The 20,390-nt window shown below is 63.7% G+C and carries 19 protein-coding genes and 3 tRNA genes; 10 read left to right on the top strand and 12 right to left on the bottom strand.

The window, feature by feature from the left end; translation table 11 throughout:
* Positions 1-18: 18 nt before the first annotated feature.
* Positions 19-240: a hypothetical protein gene (locus HV753_RS27195; RefSeq protein WP_175177687.1), complete on the top strand. Its 222-nt coding sequence runs from the start codon at positions 19-21 to the stop codon at positions 238-240.
* A gap of 52 nt (positions 241-292) precedes the next feature.
* Here HV753_RS27195 and HV753_RS27190 read toward each other — a convergent pair whose 3' ends face one another.
* Positions 293-2,143: a DUF4153 domain-containing protein gene (locus HV753_RS27190; RefSeq protein WP_175177686.1), complete on the bottom strand. Its 1,851-nt coding sequence runs from the start codon at positions 2,141-2,143 to the stop codon at positions 293-295.
* Between the two features lie 258 nt (positions 2,144-2,401).
* Between HV753_RS27190 and HV753_RS27185 the strand changes: the two genes are divergently transcribed.
* Both HV753_RS27185 and yddG read left to right on the top strand, forming a co-directional pair.
* On the top strand, positions 2,402-3,976 hold the full coding sequence (locus tag HV753_RS27185) for a sensor domain-containing diguanylate cyclase (RefSeq protein WP_175177685.1): 1,575 nt from the start codon (positions 2,402-2,404) through the stop codon (positions 3,974-3,976).
* Between the two features lie 446 nt (positions 3,977-4,422).
* The gene (gene yddG / locus HV753_RS27180; protein ID WP_175177684.1) at positions 4,423-5,331 is read left to right on the top strand and encodes an aromatic amino acid DMT transporter YddG; all 909 of its coding nucleotides are present in this window, start codon (positions 4,423-4,425) and stop codon (positions 5,329-5,331) included.
* A gap of 30 nt (positions 5,332-5,361) precedes the next feature.
* Here the strand turns inward: yddG and HV753_RS27175 are convergent, their stop codons facing one another.
* Complete coding sequence (locus HV753_RS27175; RefSeq protein ID WP_105558470.1) at positions 5,362-5,553, bottom strand: hypothetical protein; 192 nt, start codon at positions 5,551-5,553, stop codon at positions 5,362-5,364.
* A gap of 344 nt (positions 5,554-5,897) precedes the next feature.
* On the opposite strand from HV753_RS27175, the gene HV753_RS27170 reads away from it, so the two are divergent.
* From HV753_RS27170 to HV753_RS27160, 3 genes are all read left to right on the top strand, one after another.
* Positions 5,898-6,065 (top strand): hypothetical protein, encoded by a 168-nt coding sequence (locus tag HV753_RS27170; RefSeq protein WP_246288407.1) that lies wholly within the window; start codon positions 5,898-5,900, stop codon positions 6,063-6,065.
* Between the two features lie 133 nt (positions 6,066-6,198).
* Positions 6,199-6,390, top strand: coding sequence for a hypothetical protein (locus tag HV753_RS27165; protein WP_175177682.1), 192 nt, complete (start codon positions 6,199-6,201; stop codon positions 6,388-6,390).
* Positions 6,391-6,592: 202 nt separating this feature from the next.
* Positions 6,593-7,504 carry a hypothetical protein gene (locus HV753_RS27160; protein ID WP_175177681.1) on the top strand — a complete coding sequence of 304 codons (912 nt, stop codon included), beginning with the start codon at positions 6,593-6,595 and terminating at the stop codon, positions 7,502-7,504.
* Between the two features lie 90 nt (positions 7,505-7,594).
* On the opposite strand, the gene HV753_RS27155 is transcribed toward HV753_RS27160, so the two are convergent.
* From HV753_RS27155 to egtD, 3 genes are all read right to left on the bottom strand, one after another.
* Positions 7,595-7,671: transfer RNA gene (locus tag HV753_RS27155), tRNA-Met, on the bottom strand.
* Between the two features lie 116 nt (positions 7,672-7,787).
* Positions 7,788-9,104 (bottom strand): ergothioneine biosynthesis protein EgtB, encoded by a 1,317-nt coding sequence (gene egtB / locus HV753_RS27150; RefSeq protein ID WP_175177680.1) that lies wholly within the window; start codon positions 9,102-9,104, stop codon positions 7,788-7,790.
* A gap of 36 nt (positions 9,105-9,140) precedes the next feature.
* On the bottom strand, positions 9,141-10,118 hold the full coding sequence (gene egtD / locus HV753_RS27145) for an L-histidine N(alpha)-methyltransferase (protein ID WP_175177679.1): 978 nt from the start codon (positions 10,116-10,118) through the stop codon (positions 9,141-9,143).
* 331 nt (positions 10,119-10,449) lie between these two features.
* Between egtD and HV753_RS27140 the strand changes: the two genes are divergently transcribed.
* Positions 10,450-10,782, top strand: a complete 333-nt coding sequence (locus tag HV753_RS27140) for an ElaB/YgaM/YqjD family protein (RefSeq protein ID WP_175177678.1) — start codon at positions 10,450-10,452, stop codon at positions 10,780-10,782.
* A 123-nt stretch (positions 10,783-10,905) separates the two neighbouring features.
* On the top strand, positions 10,906-12,264 hold the full coding sequence (locus HV753_RS27135; protein WP_175177788.1) for a phospholipase D-like domain-containing protein: 1,359 nt from the start codon (positions 10,906-10,908) through the stop codon (positions 12,262-12,264).
* 28 nt (positions 12,265-12,292) lie between these two features.
* Here the strand turns inward: HV753_RS27135 and HV753_RS27130 are convergent, their stop codons facing one another.
* The 5 genes from HV753_RS27130 to HV753_RS27110 all read right to left on the bottom strand — a co-directional run bounded on the left by HV753_RS27130 (position 12,293) and on the right by HV753_RS27110 (position 18,616).
* Positions 12,293-13,933, bottom strand: coding sequence for an FMN-binding glutamate synthase family protein (locus tag HV753_RS27130; protein WP_175177677.1), 1,641 nt, complete (start codon positions 13,931-13,933; stop codon positions 12,293-12,295).
* 115 nt (positions 13,934-14,048) lie between these two features.
* Entirely contained in the window at positions 14,049-15,272 is a 1,224-nt protein-coding gene (locus HV753_RS27125) for a YeeE/YedE family protein (protein ID WP_175177676.1), read from the bottom strand.
* 175 nt (positions 15,273-15,447) lie between these two features.
* Entirely contained in the window at positions 15,448-16,728 is a 1,281-nt protein-coding gene (locus tag HV753_RS27120; RefSeq protein WP_175177675.1) for an arsenic transporter, read from the bottom strand.
* A 9-nt stretch (positions 16,729-16,737) separates the two neighbouring features.
* A complete protein-coding gene (locus HV753_RS27115; protein WP_175177674.1) occupies positions 16,738-17,682 on the bottom strand; it encodes an AEC family transporter in 945 nt (314 codons plus the stop codon).
* A 37-nt stretch (positions 17,683-17,719) separates the two neighbouring features.
* Positions 17,720-18,616: a DMT family transporter gene (locus HV753_RS27110; RefSeq protein WP_175177673.1), complete on the bottom strand. Its 897-nt coding sequence runs from the start codon at positions 18,614-18,616 to the stop codon at positions 17,720-17,722.
* Between the two features lie 139 nt (positions 18,617-18,755).
* On the opposite strand from HV753_RS27110, the gene HV753_RS27105 reads away from it, so the two are divergent.
* Positions 18,756-19,190 carry a GNAT family N-acetyltransferase gene (locus tag HV753_RS27105; protein WP_175177672.1) on the top strand — a complete coding sequence of 145 codons (435 nt, stop codon included), beginning with the start codon at positions 18,756-18,758 and terminating at the stop codon, positions 19,188-19,190.
* A 153-nt stretch (positions 19,191-19,343) separates the two neighbouring features.
* Here the strand turns inward: HV753_RS27105 and HV753_RS27100 are convergent.
* Positions 19,344-19,428: transfer RNA gene (locus HV753_RS27100), tRNA-Leu, on the bottom strand.
* A gap of 159 nt (positions 19,429-19,587) precedes the next feature.
* On the opposite strand from HV753_RS27100, the gene HV753_RS27095 reads away from it, so the two are divergent.
* On the top strand, positions 19,588-20,199 hold the full coding sequence (locus HV753_RS27095; protein WP_175177671.1) for a tRNA-uridine aminocarboxypropyltransferase: 612 nt from the start codon (positions 19,588-19,590) through the stop codon (positions 20,197-20,199).
* Positions 20,200-20,302: 103 nt separating this feature from the next.
* Here HV753_RS27095 and HV753_RS27090 read toward each other — a convergent pair.
* Positions 20,303-20,387 (bottom strand) — tRNA-Leu (locus HV753_RS27090).
* Positions 20,388-20,390: the final 3 nt, after the last annotated feature.

Raw genomic sequence — 20,390 nt, 5'->3', positions numbered from 1 at the left:
ATCAGGAGCGCGTTGCATATGGAATGGAAACTGCATCGATCAGGCTGGATCGAAGAGCGCAACTTCGATATCGAGTTCGCCGAGACCCCTGAAGGATTTCATGCCCGGGTCCGCATATTCGGATTTCCGGTACTTGAAGATACCAAGCATGTATTCCCCAACGAGGTGTTGGCGGAAAAGGGCGCGCTGACCCTGCTGAAAAGCCAGTTCTCGGGCGTGCCCGACCTGGAAGAGAAGTAGCGTGATGCAGGCGCGGAATCAGGGTTCCGCGCCTGGTGTCATCGATTCCGCTTCAATACAGCCGTAGCAGGTTATCGCCGATGATCAGGTCGAGATCCGTGCGAGGCTGAGTGCGCACCAGGCCTTGTTCCAGCGCCTGTTGGATATCCATGACGCCGGTCATGTCTTCCAGGCGTTGCGCGAAGCCCTCTTGCTGCAACCGCCCCAACATGCTCCATTCTCCCGGCGCGTTCGAGGCATAGGCAATCAATCGTTCCTGCGCGCCGGGCGCCTGGTCGTCTGGCCGCGCCATGTAAAGGATGATTTCGTCCTGGCCGTCGCTCGTCAGGTCGGCAAAGATCAGGCGGCAAGGCAAACTCGGTGCTTGGTCCGGTTTGGCGGAATTGACGGGGGTTGCGCACGTACTTGCGTGGCTGGGGGCCGTCTCGCGTAGCGCGGTCCACCACGCCTCGGGTATCGCGCGGTTGGCGGGAATCGTGGTGAAGGCGGGTACGGTTGCCGGCAGTTGGTCTACCGCCAGTTTGGCGTCATCCCAGCGAAAGTACCCGCCCCGTAGCGTCTCAGCGGCCGCAATGGCAATTTGCGGATCCTGCGCGTTGGCTGCGCCGTCGGCCAACTGCTGCAAGGCGTCGCGGCCCCAATGGCCATAGTCCTTGCCCATTGCGTAAAAGCGGAATCGCTCCGGGTTCATGCGCCCGTCGATCATGCGTTGCAACTGGCTCTCTGCGGTCAGGCGCAAGGGATTGGCAATGGGTGTGTTGACCGCCACCAGCAACCCCAGCGTGGCAAAGGCTGCGATCAGATTGGTGGCGCCCAGCGTCGCGTAGTAGCGCACTGGGCGCAGCGCCGCCCACGCATAGCCGGCGCCGTACAACACCAGCACCATGCTGCTGGCAACGCCCCAGACGCGCAGGACTGTCCATCCATATTGCTCTACCCGGACGATGGCGCCGTATAACGCAACCGCGGCCAGTGGCAGCAGGCACACCATCGCCGCACGCAGCAGCCCGCGCAGGCGCGGGCCAAAGGGGGCAGCGGCGGGGCCGTCCTGCCAGGCAGCGTTGATCAGTTTGATCCACACCAGTGAAAACGCGATCAGCGCGCCGGCAGAGAGTTGAACGGCTTGCAGACCCAACGCCAGCCGGGCGGCCAGCGCCAGCGTGAATGCCAGTCCCACCAGCGTGACCAACGGCAGCAGCCAGGCATTCAACGTCAACCAGGAGCGTTGCAGTGTGTCCGTCAATTGCGGGCGGCGTCGCACCCCCACCAGGCAGGCGGCCATGATCATCGGCCAGACGGCAAGCCGGAAATTCGTATTCTCGACGATGGTCCGGACGATCGAGATCCCGATCATGTTGAACATCGCGCCCGCTGCCGTCAGCAGCAGGCACACCGCCGTCGCCAGGCAGGCGGCCAACGTCAGATGGACCGCGTTACGCCAGGCAGCGCGGAACACGGCAGGGTAGTTCCACTGCGGCTTGCCGGGATCCAGGGCCTGGGTGACAGGCAGCAGGATGAACCCCGCCGCGCCCGTCAACAGCAGTGCCAACGCCAGTTCAGTGCTTTGTGGCCATCCGCGCAGTTCACCGGGCAATCCGTCATTCGCCGAGGTCAGGCCGTAGGCCGTCACGGCGGGCAGGATCAGTCCGTAGATGGCCAGCGCGGCCAGCCAGCGGCGGCCACTGCGCATGCCGGCCAGCAGTGCGCCAGCCAGCGGCGCCAGCGCAACCCATTGCAGCAGGAAGGCCAGGGCAAACGGGCTGCCCCATGGCCAGGCGCCGCGCGCCAGGAGCTGGAAGAGGATCAGGCCCGACAGGGCGGCGATGGCGCCGTACGTCAGCACGGTCTTGTCGGCGGGCTCCAATGTGCTGGAGGCGGCTGGTTTGGGGGACGGAGTGGTCATGGCGGCGATAGTAGCAACCTGCCATCAATACAGATTGCCAAGCGTATCGATCTGTCAGGAAATCGTCGCCGAGCCGAAATTTTGAGAGTAAATTGGGGACGCGATATGGTTTGCCAAAAAGGCGTTACAGCGTCAGAAAATGGCTTCTGTGCGCCGATTGTGCGTTTGCGGAGTTCTGCAATAATTTCTGAATTTCATTCCCGGCGTACGTCCGGGAAGGGCATATCGGGAGGCACATGGGTCCAAGGGGAATAGGCGATGGCTGATGGCGAAAGCCTGGCGGGCGTGCGGAGTCGCCCGCAGCACCGGTATTCCATGCGAACCGGCTTGCTGGCGCTCGTTTTCACCTGTATTTCGCCGGCGCTGGTCGTGGCGTCCGTGGCTGTGTACGAGAGCTATGCCATCCAGAAAGAGCGCGTCTTTCGCGACACGATATTCCTGGCCCGCAACCTGACCTCCATTCTTGACCGCGAGTTGACCGGCGTCGAGGCGGGTTTGCAGATGCTGGCGTCGTCGCCTGACCTGATCGGCGGTGACTTGGCAGGGTTCCATCAGCGCGCGCGGGATTCCGTGCGTTTCCAAATCGTGGACAGCTATGTCCTGACTGATCGAGAGGGCCACCAGGTTCTCAATACGCTGGTGCCCTTTGGCACCGCCTTGCCTACCAGCAGCGCGTCGCGGGACTTGAACCGAGTGTTCGAGACGCGCACGCCGGTGCTGACCGGGCTGTTCACCGGGGCGATCAGCCACAATCCCACGATTGCGCTGGGCGTGCCGGTGGTGCGGGGCGATGCGGTTGTCTACAGCTTGAATGTGGGCCTGTCGCCCAGCCGCATCGGCGATGCGCTGGGCCGGCGGGCGCTGCCGGACGGATGGGTGGCAGCGGTGTTGGACAATTCGGGGACCATCGTTGCGCGCACTCGCGATGCCGCGAAGTTCGTGGGGCAAAAGGCGGTTCCCACCCTGGCCCAGGCGGTGCAGCAGGAAAGCGAGGGAGCGCTGGAGTCGACCACCAAGGAAGGCACACCGGTCTATACCGCGTTCAGTCGATCGGCGCTATCAGGCTGGACGGTTGCCGCGGGTGCGCCCATGACCCTGCTGACGACAGACCTGTACCGGTCCATCGCCTGGCTGGCGTTGGGCACCGCGTTCGCGTTTGGCCTGGGGCTGTGGCTGGCCTTGCGCCTGGCCAGCCGTCTGACCTCGGCGGTGCAGGGCCTGGTCGGTCCCGCGCTGGCGCTGGGTGAAGGCCGTACCGTCGAATTGCCGGGCACCCGCGTCAAAGAGGCCGAAGAGGTCGGCACGGCGCTGTTGCAGGCTTCACGCATGCTGGCGCATGCCCAGCATCTGGCGCACTACGATCCACTGACCGGATTGTGCAACCGGGTGCTGTTTGGCGAACTGATCCTGCGTGAGCTGGCCGTGGCCCAGCGTAGCGGCGAATCGTTCGCCATTCTGGCGATCGACCTGGACGGGTTCAAGGCCGTCAATGACCTGCATGGCCACGCCGCCGGCGATACGGTCTTGAAGGAAGCCGCGGATCGCATGGCTCGTGCGATCCGGGTGTCCGACGTGGCAGCCCGCCTGGGCGGTGATGAATTCGCGGTCCTATTGATGGGAGTCGGCCGGGAAAACGCCCAAGTGGTGGCCGAAGCGCTGGTCGAGAGCCTGTCGCTGCCCTATCCGAATATCCGTGTTGCCGTATCGGCCAGCGTGGGCATCGCTGTCTATCCGGATTCCGGCATCACGATGCTGCAATTGCTGGAACGTGCCGATGTGGCGCTTTACAAGGCCAAGGGGCAGGGCAAGCGACGGGTGGCGTCGGATCTGTGATGCCGTGCGGGTGCGTCAGGCATCTGGGCGAGGGGGCTGTTGCGGGGCCAGGGCCGTCAGCACTTCGCCAGATATCAGGCGATATCGCTTTTCGCCCAAGGCAACGACGCGCTCTCCTTCCGAGGTTCTGAGGATGTAGCGCGTGGCGGGCGGCGGTGGGTCCGCGGTTCCCGGGTCGTCCGCTTGCAAGAAAACTTCTATCCGATAAAGCCTGCCCGACTCTGTGCTGGCGAGCACGTCGCTCAATCTGCGTATGGAAATGGCCATGCGGATGCTACTCCCTCTTCTTCAACGTTTCGGTGGGTATGTCGCGCTTTGGCAGGGATCTTCCCCCCATGCCGGCAGGTCACTACGTTCGCGTCCGGTATTCGCTAAACTGCCCGGCTGATCCCGCGCCCGGCCGCGATAGCCAAGGTGACGAGCAGTAACAAGCATGCGGAACGGTAATGCAAATTTCTCCTGGCCGGAATACGGCCACTATCCTGGGTTTACTGGCGATTGCGCTGTGGGGCACGGTTGTCGGCCTGATCCGCGGCGTCAGCGAGAGCTTCGGCGCCATTGGCGGCGCGGCGCTCATTTATACGGTGGGTTCAGGTTTTCTGGTTTGTTTGCTGGGCTTTCCAAAGTGGCGGACCTTCCCCCCGCGTTATCTCATCGTGGGCAGTCTGTTGTTCGTCGCCTACGAGATCTGTCTGTCGCTGTCGCTGGGCTTTGCGCTTGACCGCGGGCAGGCGATCGAGCTTGGCATCGTCAACTATCTCTGGCCATGCCTGACGGTGGTGCTGGCGATCATCATCAACGGCCAGCGGGCCAACGCCTGGGTGGTACCGGGGATCTTGCTGTCGATTTGCGGCATAGTCTGGGTCGTGGGCGGATCGGGCGGGCTGTCGTGGGAACGCACGTTGGCCAATGTGTCGAGCAACCCCTTGAGTTATGGATTGGCATTCAGTGGCGCCATTATCTGGGCCGTTTATTGCAACGTGACAAAGCGATTCGCCGACGGCAAAAATGGCGTCGCGCTGTTTTTCATGCTGACTGCGGGGGCGTTGTGGATCAAGTATTTTCTGAGCGCCGAGCCGGCGATGGTATTTACGGGACCCGCCACGCTTGAACTGTGCGTCACCGGCGGCGCGATGGCGGCCGGTTATGCACTGTGGAACGTGGGAATACTGAAAGGCAACCTGACCTTATTGGCCACGGCGTCCTACTTCACCCCTGTGCTGTCCACCTTCTTCGCAGCCGTGTGGCTGTCGACCCGCCTGACCCCATCATTCTGGCAAGGCGTGGCGATGGTCACCGCTGGTTCATTGTTGTGCTGGGCGGCGACACGCGGCAAACCCGCCCGAGGCGGGTAGCTCTGGCGAGTTGCCGGGAAAGCGGCGGCATCAGTCGATCAGCATGGTCTGAGCGACCGCGTAGCCCAGTGGAATCAATAAAAGCGAAGCAAAGGTTGAACTGACAATCGCCGCCGATATCTTCAGCCAGGGCTCGGGCCCTGCGCTTTGAATCGTTTGAATCACCAACGCGACGATACCCATAACCATCAAACAGCTGATAACCACTGCTACATAAGTCATGTTGTCTCCGTCCTCGCCTGATTAAAGGGCTGCGGCGCCGCTTGTGCGGTCTATATGTTTGTACTGATTGTGCGCCTGTATTTGCGGACTGAACCCTAGGGTTTTCCTGGCGCAAACTGGAGGGTGTGGCGTTTTTGCCGCAGGGTGTGCAGCATGGAATCATGTGCGTCCGCAGCATTCCAAACGGTGTTTGGCGTGATCAGGGCGGCGGGCCAGTTTGCGCTACGATGGCGGCATCCCATCAATCAAAAGGCTGCTAGATGCCGCATAGATTGCGCCCCGGCACACGTGCCACGCTACAGGTCAGGCAACTGATGCCAGGCGAGTTCGCGTGGATCATCACCTTGCTTGATCCCGAAACGGGTAATGTGCACAGCACCAATTATTCAGAACGGCGCTATGGGAGTCAGGACGAAGCTTCTACCGCCGGCAAGGCCGCCGTGATGGCATTTCTGGGTAGTGATGGCATAAATGGCCTTGCCATGGTCAAGGAAGACAAGACCAAGCCTTGATCCCGGCGTTGCCGGGCACGCATGAAAAGCCCTCATATGAGGGCTTTTTCGCATCTTGGCGAAGCAATGTGCTGCACCGGGAACGCCAATTGCTGTAAGGCGGGCGGCGCGCTTGGCGCCGGAGGAGCACACCATGACCCCATCCCCGCATCGAGAACCCGGCTTGCCAGACGACCTGTCGCCGGACGATCCCTCGCTACCCGGCAATCTGCCGCCGGATGATCCGTTGCCGGATCCGAATCAGCCGCCCGATGATCCGCCGGCTCACGATCCCACACCCCCCGCGCCCGACCCGCGCCTGCCTGGCGCAATCGACCTGGCCTGATTGCTTGGCGTCGACGCAATGCAATGACAACCATGAGGAGTCCGTTATGCGTTCCATCTTGCTATGGCTGCTTGGCGTGCCTATTCCCATCATCATCCTGCTGGCGCTTTTCTGGCACTGACGTGCCTGTCGTTTCCCGACTCGTTGCCGGCCTGGGAGTGGCCTGCGGCCGTCGCGACAAAACAATCAATAAGGAATCACCATGGAAAACGCATCTTCATTGAGCCAGCCGTACGGCGGCACCGTGCCGCCGCATGAATCGGCGATTTCAGCGGTGTCTTGGGCCGCGGTGTTCGCGGGGGCGGTGATTGCCGCCGCGTTGTCGCTTGCGCTGTTCGCGGGCGGAACGGGCCTGGGCTTCCTGTCGGTGTCGCCGTGGGCGGATGAGGGGATGTCGGCGCCTGCTGTTGGCATCAGCATCATCGCCTGGATGCTGTTCACGCAAATCGTGTCCTATGGCATCGGCGGCTACGTGGCCGGGCGCTTGCGCACGAAATGGGTGGACGTGCATTCGGATGAGGTCTATTTCCGCGATACGGCGCATGGCTTTCTCGTGTGGGCACTGAGCGCGGTGGTGAGCGCCGCCTTGCTGGGCTCGGCGATCGCCACGCTGGCCTCTGGCGCGGCCAAGGCCGGCGCCTCGGTCGCGGCAGGGGCGGGCGCGGCGGTGACGGCCACCGCCGCCGCGGGCGCAAGCGGCGGAGGAATGGACCGGGCGACCGACTATTTCACCGATACGCTGCTGCGTTCCGACCGCCCCGATGCGGGCGGCGACCGCAACGCGGCCAGGACGGAGGTCGGTCGCATCGTGGCCATGAGCTTGGCGCGCGGTGACATGACGCCCGAAGATCGCGACTATGTGGTGAAGGTGGTGGCCGCCCAGACGGGCACGGAGCCCGCCGTGGCGCAGCGCCGTGTCGAGCAGACGATCGCCAACGCCAAGAAGGCCGCGGAAGACGCCAAGCAGAAGGCCAAGGAAGCTGCCGACAAGGCCCGCAAGGCCGCCGCCGCATTTGCGCTGTGGGGCTTCGCCTCCATGCTGATCGGCGCGTTCGTGGCAAGCCTGGCAGCGACGTGGGGCGGCAGGCGCCGGGACACGTTGCGTAAGGTGTAGTGGATCGGCGCAGTTGGCTGATCCCCGCGCCGCGCAATGCAAAAGGCCCTCACCGTAGTGAGGGCCTTCTTTTAAATGCCTTTAAATTCTTGGTGGCGCATCCCTGATTCGAACAGGGGACCTGCGGATTATGATTCCGTCGCTCTAACCGGCTGAGCTAATGCGCCAATCCTTGTTCGCCGTTCAGTGCTTGTTTTAAGCGCTGAGCAACGAAGAACGAAATTCTAGCACGAAACTTTTTTGGCGTGCAAGCGGGGGGGATGCAAAATGTGGAAGCCGGGTTTCAGGCGTCGCGGGCCAGCCGGATGCCCGAGAACTGCCAGCGGGCTTCGGGCGGAAAAAAGTTGCGATAACTGGCGCGGACATGGTCGCGCGGGGTGGCGCAGGAGCCGCCCCGCAGGACATATTGATTGCACATGAACTTGCCGTTGTATTCGCCAACGGCGCCGGCGTCGGGCTTGAAGCCGGGGTAGGCATCGTAAGCGCTGGAAGTCCATTCCCAGGCGTCGCCGAACAGCTGCACCGGGCCGCCCGAACCGTTGCGGGCGGGGGCGGGGCGCGGGTCCAGGTGGCCGTTCTCCAGCATGTTCGCGCGGCCGGGAAATGCGGGGTCGGTCAGTTGCCGGGCGGCGTGTTCCCATTCTGCTTCGCGCGGCAGGCGCACGCGGGCCCAGCGGGCATAAGCGTCAGCCTCGTAATAGCTGACGTGCGTGACGGGGGCCTGCAATTCCAGTTCCTGCATCCCGCGCAGTGTGAATACGCGCCAGTCGTCGCGCTGGCCTTCCCAGTACAGCGGCGCGCGCCAGCCTTCCGCACAAACGCGGTCCCAGCCGGACGACAGCCAGAGTTCGGGCCGCTTGTAGCCGCCGTCGCGGATGAAGGCCAGGAATTCGTGTTGCGTGACCAGACGATCGGCCAAGTGGAAAGGGGCCAGCAGCACCTCGTGCGCGGGGCCTTCGTTGTCGAAGCCGAAGCCGCGGCCATCGTGGCCGATGCGGGTGATGCCGCCGCCGTAGCGGGTCCAGCCGGCCGGCGTCGCTGGGGGCAACGCCGGGGAGCCGGCCGCCACGTAGGCGGGTTTCAGCGGGTTGGCCGACAGCATGTGCTTGAGGTCGGTCAGGATCAATTCCTGATGCTGCTGCTCGTGGTTCAGGCCCAGTTCCAGCAGGGCGTCAAAGTCCGCATCGTTGCCGCCCAGACGAGAGATCAGGTCGTGCATGGCGGTGTCGACATGCTGGCGATAGTGTTGCACTTCAGCAAGCGTGGGGCGCGACAGCAGACCGCGTTGGGGACGCGGATGCTTGGCGCCGATGGCGTTGTAGTAAGAGTTGAAGAGCATGCGGTACTGCGGGTGGAACATCGTGTACGGCGGGTGGAAATGCGTCAGCAGAAAGGTCTCGAAGAACCAGGTGGTGTGGGCCAGGTGCCACTTGACGGGACTGCAATCGGGCATGGATTGCACCTGGCAGTCTTCGGGGCTTAGCGGTGCCGCAAGCGCCGTGCTGGTGGTGCGCACTGCGTCGTAGCGGTCGTGCTGGCCGGCCTGTCCGCTGGCATACGGTCCAGTGGCGGGGTGAGTCAGCAGGCAGGCAGGTTCCATGGCGATCCTCCAGTGGCGTTGAGGGGGACGACCGCGTCAGGCGCGGGCGCTGAAAACGGAAAACCAGCCGCGTGAGTCCGACCAGTGTGCAACGTCGCGAAACCCGGCGCTTTGCAACAGATCGGAAAATGCGTGTGGCGTGAACTTGTAGGAATTCTCGGTGTGGATGCGTTCGCCTGCGTGGAATGCGCGTCCACCGCCGGGCCAGGCCACGTGCAGGGGGCGTTGTGCTTCCAAGTGCATTTCGATGCGGGAGCGGGCGCTGTTGTACAGCGCGACATGGCGCCAGTCGTCCACATTGAAATCAGCGTCCAGCACTCGGTTGACATGGCGCAGCAGGTTCAGATTGAACGCGGCGGTCAAGTGCAGCGCATCGTCGTAGGCGGGCTCCAGGACCTGTCTGGGCTTGACCCGGTCCACGCCCACCAGCAAGCCGCCGCCGTCGCATTGCGCGCGGATGCGTTGCAGCATGGCATGCGCGTCGTCGGGGCTGAGGTTGCCGATGCTGGAGCCTGGGTAGAAAAACAGCCGCTGCTCGGTAGAAATGACGGCAGGCAAGGCAAGCGCCTGCGAGAAGTCCTGCCCGATCGCCGTGACTTGCAAGTCAGGATAAGAAAGCTTCAGGCGCCTGACGGCGGTTTGCAGATAGTCGGCAGAGATATCGATGGGGATGTAGTGGCGTGGCCGCAAGCTGGCGAACAGCCGCTCGGCCTTGACGCAGTCGCCTGCGCCCAGGTCGATCATCGACTGCACCGGCCCGATATGCCGGGCAATGTCTTGCCCGTGGCGCTGGAAGATTTCGGTTTCGCAGCGCGTGGGATAGTACTCGGGCAGCAGGGTAATGGCCGTGAACAGCGATGAACCCAGCGCGTCGTACAGGAATTTGGGGTCTATGTGGGCCGGACGGTCCAGCAGGCCATCTTGCAATTCGGCCTGTTCGGGGCTGAGGGCCAAGGGGGGGCGCGCCTGGTATTCCTGCGCGGCGTGGGCAAGTACTGCTGAAGGGGAAACCATGCGTTCACTTCCTTTTTCCAGGCGGTTGAAGCGCATTGCAAAGGGCTATTGTGGCGGCTAGGGGGGTTCCGCTGTCAAGCGCTAAGCCGCTGAATGCAATGGACTTTTACGAAATCGAATGCGTCGCGGGGCACGGACGGTGGCTGGCCCCGGTAATCACCCAGCAAGATTCGCTCCGCTGAAATATCGGTTTACGGCTGGTTGCGAAAGCTCGGGCGGCGGCGGGCAATGATCGGCACAATGGGGACATGGCTAATCGGGTGACGCCGGGATGCGCTACCGCATCCGGAAGGCGGCCTGCCGACAGGCCCAATCTTCACAAGGAGCGACTATGAATCGAAAGAACCAACGCGCTGAGATGGCTTTGCATCGCGACCGGGTCAACGACAGCTTCCATGAGCTGCTTGCCGGGACGGAAGATCTCTTGCGTTCGACGGCTTCTTATACCGGCTCCGAAATCGAATCGGCCCGTGCGCGACTGAAGCAGCAATTGGCAGACGCACGCGAGCAGGCGGGCGATTGGGAAGGCGTGGCGCGTGAGCGCGCCCGTCGTGCCACGGCCTATGCGGACGAGTACGTGCATGAGAATGCGTGGAAGTCCGTTGGCGTGGCGGCATTGGTCGGCGCCTTGTTGGGCTGCCTGGTGGCGGGCGGCAGGCGTTAAGCCGCTTTCGCCATGAGGCCGCCCCCGGCCACGGGCCGGATCGGATCGCGATCGGGCACGGCCTCATGGTTGCCCGGCGCGCGCCGTTGGGCGCAAACACTGATGCTGGCTTGCGCTGCCGCCATGTTGGCGGCGTGCGCCAGCGTGCCGGACGCGCAAGAGCGCGAGGCGCGCAAAGCTCAGGCGGGCCTGTCAGCGGATGCGGCTCGTGACAGCTATCGCCGCGGGCAAGGCATCGCGGCGGACCCCAAGACTCCCAAGGACGATTTCCTCGCGCGCCATCTGGCCGTCGAGCAAGCTGTCAGCGGTACGCCGCTGTCGGCCGGCAATCGTGTCCGGCTATTGGCGGACGGCCCGAGCACCTATCAGGCGATGTTGCAGTCCATTGGGCAGGCACGCCGATACGTGCACATGGAAACCTACATTTTCGACGATGACGCCGAGGGCGCCCGGTTTGCCGAGGCATTGATCGCGGCACGCAACCGTGGGGCCAAGGTGGCCTTGATGGTGGACGCCGTGGGCACGCTCAAGACGCCCGACGCGCTGTTTCAGCGCCTGCGCGACGCGGGCGTGCAAGTCGCGGTGTTCAACCCCGTCAATCCGGCCAGCGGACGAGCAGGCTGGTCGCCGAACCAGCGCAACCATCGCAAGGTGCTGGTCGTGGATGGCAAGGTGGGCTATCTGGGCGGCATCAATGTCAGTAGCGTGTACGAATCTTCGCCAGGGACCGGATCGGGTTCAGGATCAAGCGGGGGGCGAGGCGGCGGGCAGGCCGAAGGCGACGCGAAGGCGGCGCCGTGGCGCGATACGCATCTGCGCATCGAAGGTCCGGCGGTGGCGCAGTTGGAACAGGTCATCCAGGCGGGCTGGGCGTCGCAATCGGACGAGCCGATCGCAGGCGGCGGCGACTATGTTGCGCCGCCGGTGGGCGCTACCCGCGTACGCATCCTGGCCAACCAGCCCGACCGCAGCGACGGGTACACGGTGTATCTCACCTTGATGTCCGCCTTTGAAAGCGCGCAGAAGTCCATCCACATCACGATGGCGTACTTCGTGCCGGATCCTGCCTTCATCGATGTGTTGTCGGAAGCCGCTCGGCGCGGGGTGGACGTCGTGTTGGTGTTGCCGGGGTTCAGCGATTCGTCGCTGGTGTTCAATGCCGGGCGTTCGCACTACACCGACCTGTTGCGGGCAGGCGTGAAACTCTACGAAAGGCGAGACGCCTTGTTGCACGCCAAGACGGCGGTCGTCGACGGGGTGTGGTCCACGGTGGGGTCCAGCAACATGGATTGGCGCAGTTTTGCGCTGAACTACGAAATCAATGCCGTGGTGTTGGGGCCAGAATTCGCAGGCGAAATGGAAGCCTTGTTCCAGCGTGATGTGGCCGACTCGGTGCGGATCACGCCAGAGGACTGGCGCGATCGCGGCGCCGATGACCGTTTCATGGAGTTCTTTTCGCGGATGTTCGAGCGCTGGCTGTAGCGTCCGGACATCCGTGTCCGCTTGAGGCTCACACGTGCTGTTCGGCCAGCGCCGTCGTGATGTCGCGGGTGGGTTGGAACGACTGTGCCTGCGCCATGGCCCAGCCCACGCGGAACACCTGGTGGCGGAATTCGCCGCGCAGCAATTCGCCCGGCGCCAGTTCGGGGAACAAGGCCGACAGCAAGCGGATTTCGCTGGACGAAATGCGGCGCGCGATATGGTGCGGGCGCAATTGGTTGGGATGCGTCAAACCGGCGGCTGCCAGCAGTTCGGCCAGGGCGTGCAGCGTGTTGCCATGGAAGTTGGTGACACGTTGCGCTTTGTCTGGCACGACCAGCGCGCGTTGGCGCATGGGGTCTTGCGTGGTGACGCCGGTGGGGCATTTGCCCGTATGACAGGCCTGCGCCTGGATGCAGCCGATGGCGAACATGAAGCCACGCGCGGCATTGCACCAGTCGGCGCCCATGGCCATGACGCGCGCCATGTCGAACGCGGTGATGATCTTGCCCGAGGCGCCCAGCTTGATGCGGTCTCGCAGGTTCACGCCAATCAGCGTGTTGTGCACCAGCCTGAGCGCTTCGCGCAGCGGCGTGCCCACATGGTCGACAAACTCCACGGGCGCGGCGCCGGTGCCGCCTTCAGCGCCGTCCACCACGATGAAGTCAGGCGTGATGCCGGTCTCAAGCATGGCTTTGACGATGGCAAACCATTCCCACGGGTGGCCCACGCAGAACTTGAAGCCCACGGGCTTTCCGCCCGATAGTTCGCGCAGGCGAGCCACGAATTTCATCAGCCCGATGGGCGAGTCAAAAGCCGAGTGGCTGGCCGGTGAATTGCAGTCCTGCCAGGCGACGACGCCGCGCGCCTCCGCGATCTCGGGCGTGACTTTGCCTGCCGGAAGAATGCCGCCATGCCCGGGTTTGGCGCCCTGGGACAGCTTGATTTCGATCATCTTCACCTGCGGCGTACAGGCGTTCTTCACGAAGGCTTCTTCCGAGAACGCACCATGCTCGTCGCGGCAGCCGAAGTAGCCTGAACCGATGTTCCACACCAGGCCGCCACCGGGTTGGCGGTGGTAGCGGCTGATGCCGCCTTCGCCGGTGTCATGCGCGAAGTCGCCCTGCCGCGCACCTTCATTCAACGCCATGATGGCGTTGGCGGACAGCGCGCCGAAGCTCATGGCGGACACGTTGAATGCCGACATGGAGTAGGGCTGCTTGCAGTCGGGGCCGCCCACGGTGACGCGGAAATTCGTGTCGTTGATGTGCGAGGGCGACATGGAATGGTTGATCCATTCATAGCGGTCGCCATAGACATCTTCCTGCGTGCCGAAGGGGCGCTTGTCGATTTCGCGCTTGGCGCGCTGGTAGACGATGGAGCGTTGCGCACGGGAAAAAGGGGCGGCCTGCGTGTCGTCTTCCAGGAAGTACTGGCGGATCTCCGGGCGGATGAACTCAAACAGGAAACGCAGATTGCCCAGCACCGGATAATTGCGCCGGATGGCGTGGCGGGTCTGGATCAGGTCATAGACCCCCAGCGCGCCCAGCATCGCCAGCGGGATGGCGGCCCACAGCCACCAGAGCGAACTCGTGAATGCCAGGAAGGCGGTGACCACCGCGCCGACCAGGGTCAACAGAAAAGCCGTGTAGCGGCCAATGATCCAGCTCATAGTCCTCTCCGTATTGCGGAATGGAGCAACCATACACCAGCTGAACGGCCGAAAAAAAGAAAGCCCCCTGAAATAGGGGGCGGTTCTTGGAACACTGTTTTCCGGCAGGGGGATGTCAGCAGCTGGACGGTGGCGGAGTCTTTTCGACCGCCAGGCCGAAGGCGGGGCGCAGGCGCACGCCCAGTGCGCTGCCCGCGAAGGCAGCCGGCAGCCACAGCCAGGCGTGCAGGCTGCCCGACAAGATACCGCTGAAGTAGGCGCCGATGTTGCAGCCGAAGGCCAGGCGCGCGCCATAGCCCAGCAGCAGGCCGCCGATCACGGCGCCCGCGAGCGAACGCGCCGGCACCTTCCAGACGGGGGCGAACTTGCCGGCGGCACTGGCGGCGGCAAGCGCACCCAGCATCAGGCCGATGTCCATGACGGTGGTGACATCCTGGCGCAGCGGCGCGGCCAGCGCGGGCTGCTTGCTCCAGTAAGTCCAGGTGGCGACGTCGCCGGCGACCGCATTCCAGGCTTTGGCGCCCCACAGCGCAAAGGCCGAGGTAATGCCCCAGGGCCGACCCGCCAGCGCAAGCGTCGCGAAGTTCAGCACGACCAGCGCCACGCCACCCCAGATCAGCGGCCACGGGCCTTGCAGCAGCGAGACCGGCCGAGCCGTGCGCGACGCGAACGAAATCACGTGGCCATGGCGGCGCTTTTCAAGCGCGGTGGCGCCCCAGGCGATCAGTGCGAACACCACCAGATTGGCGATCAGCGCGGGCGCCAGGCCCCAGGTCTTGATCAGCGAGGTCGGCGCCAGCGCGGGCAATGTGGACCACCAGCCGAAATTGGCGGTGCCAATGACCGAGCCTACGATGAAGAACAGCAGCGTGACCAGCATGCGGGTGTTGCCGCCGCCCACGGCGAACAGCGTGCCCGAGGCGCAGCCGCCGCCCAATTGCATGCCTATGCCAAAGAGAAAGGCGCCCAGCACGACCGATACGCCCGGTGGCGAGACCAGCCCGGTGACGGGTTGGCCAAAGAGCGTGCCCGAGGCCAGGAAGGGAAAGAACAGCAGCACGCCGACGCCCAGCATGAACATTTGCGCGCGCAGGCCCGCGCCACGGCGGTCGGACACGAACACCCGCCAGGCTTGCGTGAAGCCGAAAGAAGCGTGATAGAGCGTGACGCCCAGCAGTGCGCCGACGATCCACAGCGCGCCTTGGCGCCAACTGACGGTCTGGTTCAAGTACAGCGCGCCCGCCAACACCAGCAACAGGGCAATCCAGAGCGGCTTGCGGTTGATCTGGATGGGCGGCATGGCCGAGGGTAGGGGCAGGGTTGCGGCGTTGGTGCTCATGGGGAGTCCCGGTGGAATCTGGATCTTCAATGCAAACGGGCGCGTGGAAGGCGCCCGTGGGAATGGGTGAAGTTTAAGGCGGAGCTTAAATCCCTCAAACCATTAAATAACGACTTGATAATAACTAAAAGTTATATGCAGCCCGTAGTCCGATGGCGGCGGTGATTACGCTTGGCTATTGCAGCCGCCAGACCAGCGCGGCCAGCGTCAGCAGCAATACCGGCAGCGTCAAGACAATACCTACTTTGAAGTAGTATCCCCAGGTGATCCGCAGCCCTTTGCGCGCCAGGACATGCAGCCATAGCAACGTGGCCAGGCTGCCGATCGGGGTGATCTTCGGCCCCAGGTCGCTGCCGATGATGTTGGCGTAGATCATGGCGTCCTTCAGTGGACCCGTGGCGCTGGTGTCGGCGATGGACAGTGCGCCGACCAGCACGGTCGGCAGGTTGTTCATGATGGAAGACAGGAAGGCCGTGATCAGGCCCGTGCCCATCGCGGCACCCCATAGGCCGTATTCGGCGCAACGGTCCAGCACTTGCGCCAAATGCGCGGTCAGGCCGGCGTTGCGCAAGCCGTACACCACCAGGTACATGCCCAGCGAGAAGATCACGATGTGCCAGGGGGCGCCGCGCATGATCTTGCGCGTACCCACGATGTGCTGCCGTCCCGCGATCAGCAGCAGGCCCAACGCGCCCGCCGCGGCAATGGCGCTGACGGGGATGCCCATGGGCTCGAGCACGAAGAAACCCAGCAGCAGCAGCGCCAGAACGATCCAGCCAGCGCGGAACGTGATCGGGTCGCGAATGGCCGAGGCGGGCGCCGGCAGTTGGCTCACGTCGTAGCGTGGCGGGATGCTCTTGCGGAAGAACAGCAACAGCACCGCCAGCGTCGACCCAACGGCCATCAGGTTGACGGGCAGCATCACAGATGCGTATTCGCCGAATCCGATCCCGAAGAAATCCGCCGACACGATGTTCACCAGGTTTGACACGATCAGCGCGATGCTGCCTGTATCGGCGATGAATCCCGCCGCCATCACGAAGGCCAGTGACGCGCCGGGTCCGAAACCCAGGGCCAGCAGCATCTCCATGACGATGGGCGTCAGGATCAGCGCGGCGCCGTCATTGGCGAACAGGGCCGATACCGCGGCGCCCAGCAGCACGATCAGCACGAACAGCAGTCGCCCGCGTCCGCCGCCCCAGCGGGCGACGTGCAGCGCTGACCATTCAAAGAAGCCCGCCTCGTCCAGGATCAGGCTGGTGATGATGATGGCGATGAACGTGGCGGTGGCGTTCCAGACGATACGCCACACGTCCGCGATGTCGGCGATATGGACAACGCCCGTTGCCAAGGCCAGGCCCGCGCCGATCACGGCGCTCCAGCCGATCGACAGGCCCTTGGGCTGCCAGATCACCAGCGTGATGGTCAGGATGAAGATGGCGGCGGCAAGCAGCATGGCGAAGGGTCAGGAAATGGGGTGGGCGTTGATCCAGGCGACCAGCAGGCTGACCGTCAGCACCGACGCCACTGTCGATACGAGAATGGCGCGTGACGTCACGCGAGCGTCGCGGCCGTACATGTTGGCCAGCATGAAGGGGCCGGTGCCGATGGGCAGCGCGCTCATCAACACGGCGGTCCAGGCCCACAGGGGCGGCATGGAAAAAACGTAGAAGGCCAACAGCGCCGTGATGATCGGTTGCAGCAGCAGCTTGCCCGTCACCAGCCGCAGCACGCCAGGGCCTGCCGTGGCGGTCTCCGTCTGCGCAAGGAATAACCCGATCGTGACCAGCGCGCACGGGCTGGCGGACGCGCCCAGCAGGGAGACATAGCGGTCCAGGCCTTCCGGCAGCGCCACGCCGGTCGAGGCCCAAGCCAGACCCAGCACGGGCGCGGCCAGCAGCGGGTTGCGCATCAGCGCCCGCCCGACCTTAAGCAAGGTCGCCGCCACGTTGGGCGTTTGTTGGCGGTCGAATTCGATGAGCGCGATGGAGAATCCGAACAGGACGCTGGCGGTAAGCAAGGTAGAGAAGGCGGCGGGCGCCAGGCTTTCGGCGCCAAACAGGGCCAGGCAGAGAGGGATGCCCATATAGCCGGCATTGGCGTAGGACGCTGCCAAGCCTTCGATGCTGCGGTCGGTCAGTGCGCGCCGCCCACCCCGGCCGGGCAGGAACGACACCAGGAAGGTGACGGCGATGCCGCCGGCGAATGCGCCGACGAAGCCCCAGTGCGCCATGTGCGCCAGGTCCACCTGCGTCATGGCGCGAAACAGCAGGGCGGGCAAGGACAGGTAGACCACGTAGCGGTTCAGCGCGTCGGTGGCGCCGGGCCCCAGTATTTTGCCCCGGGCGGCCAGCCAGCCGGTCAGGATCAGCGCAAAGACCGGCAGGGCGGCGGTAACGACGGCATTCATGGGCGGCGATGTGGGCGAGCCAGGGGCGAGAAGGCGCTTATTCTACTTGCGGCGTGCGCGCGCTGCGGGTGACCAGCAAAATACCCACGGCCGCCAGCGCCATGCCCAGCCAGGCCAGCATGGGAATCGGTTCGCCCAGCGCCAACAGGGCGAAGACCGCCGTGCAGGGTGGTACCAGGAAGAACAGCGCCGACACGCGCGACGCCTCGCCATGCCGGATCATGGTCAGCAGCAAGGTGATGGCGACCAACGAATTCCCCACGACCAGGTAAGCCAGCGAACCCAGCAACGCGCCGGTCCATTCGATGTGCATGGGCTCCAGCCAGAAGGCCAGCGGCGCGGAGACGGCCAGTCCAACCGCATACTGCACCAGGTTGGACGTGACGGGATGGGTCTGCACGCCAAAGCGCTTTTCATAAAGCGTGCCGCCGGTAATGCAAAGCAGCGCGCCCACGGCGAACACCAGCCCCAATGGCGCCAGCACTTCGATGGATGCCTTGGCGATGATGACGAGCGCAGCGCCCGACACGCCCAACCCCAGGCCGGCCCAACGCCGCGCGTCCACGCGCTCGTGCGCGATCAGCGGGGCCAGCAGGCCGATCAAGATCGGTTGCAGCGAGGCGATCAACGCCATGCCGCCGGCCGACATGCCCACTTTCAGGGAAAGATAGGTGAAGCAGAAGTAGCCCGCCTGCAATAGCAACCCGACCATCGCCAGGTGGACCCAGGCATGGATGCCGCGCGGCAGCGGCGGCCGAATGATCAGCATGAAGGGCGCCAGGATGAGCACTACGCAGGCATAGCGCACTGCCAGGAACGTCATCGGGTCGGCGTAGGCCAGGCCAATCTTGAGCACGACGAATCCGCTGGACCACAACAATAGGAAAAGTGCGGGTGCGGCTTTCAGCCAGGTGGGCGGAGTGGTGGGCGTCATGTCGTGCCTAGGCAACGTGAGCAAGCCGCGATCGTACCCCTTTTCGCCCGATTGCCATCCCTGAGAGAATGCGGCGTAGCATATTTGTTATTGACGGGCTGCACGCGAGGGAATGGAGATGTCGACCAATAAACAATCAATGAAGCAATCAACGGTGCGTATCGCTTTGGGTACGTGGGACAGGCTGCGCGAGGACGCCTACTCGGTTCGCTACGAGGTATTCGTCGTTGAGCAGCGGGTGCCGCCCGAGGTCGAGCTGGATGACGACGACGCCGTGTCGGTGCATGCCGTTGCCTATGGGCCGGACGGTACGCCGATGGGCACGGGCCGCTTGCTGCCCGATGGCCATATTGGCCGCATGGCCGTGCATAAGAAGGCGCGCGGCTTGGGGGTGGGCAGCCAGTTGCTGGATGCGCTGATCGAGCAAGGCCATGGCGACGGCCACCGCATGCTGGTGCTGCACGCGCAAACGCATGCCGCCGGATTCTATGAGGCGCACGGCTTCACGGTGGAAGGCGAGGAATTCGTCGAGGCCGGCATTCCGCACGTGGTGATGACGCGCGTGCTGAAGTAGGGCGGGGCTTAGGCGGGGCATCGGGTTTGCCGCGCCAGTCCCAGCCATCGCCGCACTTGGAAAAGAGCGCAGCGGAAAAGAAAAAACCCCGGTCGTTTTCACGAACGGGGTTCTTCTTGGCGCATCACGACAGGTACCTCGTGATGTAATAATTGGTGCCCAGGAGAGGACTCGAACCTCCACACCTTGCGGCACACGGACCTGAACCGTGCGCGTCTACCAATTCCGCCACCTGGGCGCTGGTGCTTCACTTGTTGCGTCGCTTTCGCGTCGTTTCTTGTTCAGCAGCAGAGGAGCGAGATTATGCATACTTTTTTTGTTGTGTGCAAGTGGCGACGGTTTTTTTCATCTCGTTTGAATTTCTTCGAGCGGCCCGCTTTCGATATAGTGTCGCCCCATGTCCCGTACCCTTTGCACGCGCTGCCTGCGTCCTGAATCGCACTGCCTGTGCCCGCTTATTCCGTCTTTGTCATGCCGCACTCGCGTCGTGGTCTTGCAGCACCCCAGTGAATCTCGCCATGCGCTGAATACGGCCAGACTGGCCGTATTGGGATTGGTGGGTGCAAGGCGCGTGGTGGGCGAACGTTTTTCGCCTGACGACTGGGCCGAGCCCGGCTATGCGCCACGTTTGCTGTTTCCTGGCCCTTCGGCCGAGATATTGGAGCCGGGGTATGGGCAGGATCTGGGGCAGCCGATTCAATTGATCGTGCCGGATGGGACGTGGGGGCATGCGCGCAAACTGCTGCATATCAATCCCGAGCTGGCGGCGCTGCCGCGCGTGATGCTGCCGGCGGGGTTGACGACGCGCTATCGCGTGCGTCATGCGGACATCCCGGGCGCCCTGTCCACGATTGAAGCAGTGACGCACGCCTTGAACGCGATCGAATCGCCGATGAATGTCGATGCGTTATTGCGTCCCTTTGAAGCCTTGATCGATGGGCAGATCGAAGGCATGGGCGAAGATCTTTATGCGCGCCATCATTTACAGCGCAAGGTGCCGTGGCGCTGATGCCGCCGACAAAAAGCAAAAGCCCCGAATATCTTTCGATTTTCGGGGCTTGTCGCCTTGACTATCAAACTCGCTTGAAAAGCGGATCCGACTTATATGCGGGTGGTGCCCAGGAGAGGACTCGAACCTCCACACCTTGCGGCACACGGACCTGAACCGTGCGCGTCTACCAATTCCGCCACCTGGGCACT

The organism is Achromobacter pestifer (genome assembly GCF_902859625.1).
Lineage (GTDB): Bacteria > Pseudomonadota > Gammaproteobacteria > Burkholderiales > Burkholderiaceae_B > Achromobacter > Achromobacter pestifer.
Note: the sequence above shows the minus strand (reverse complement) of the source record. Positions and strands in the feature narration are given on the sequence as shown.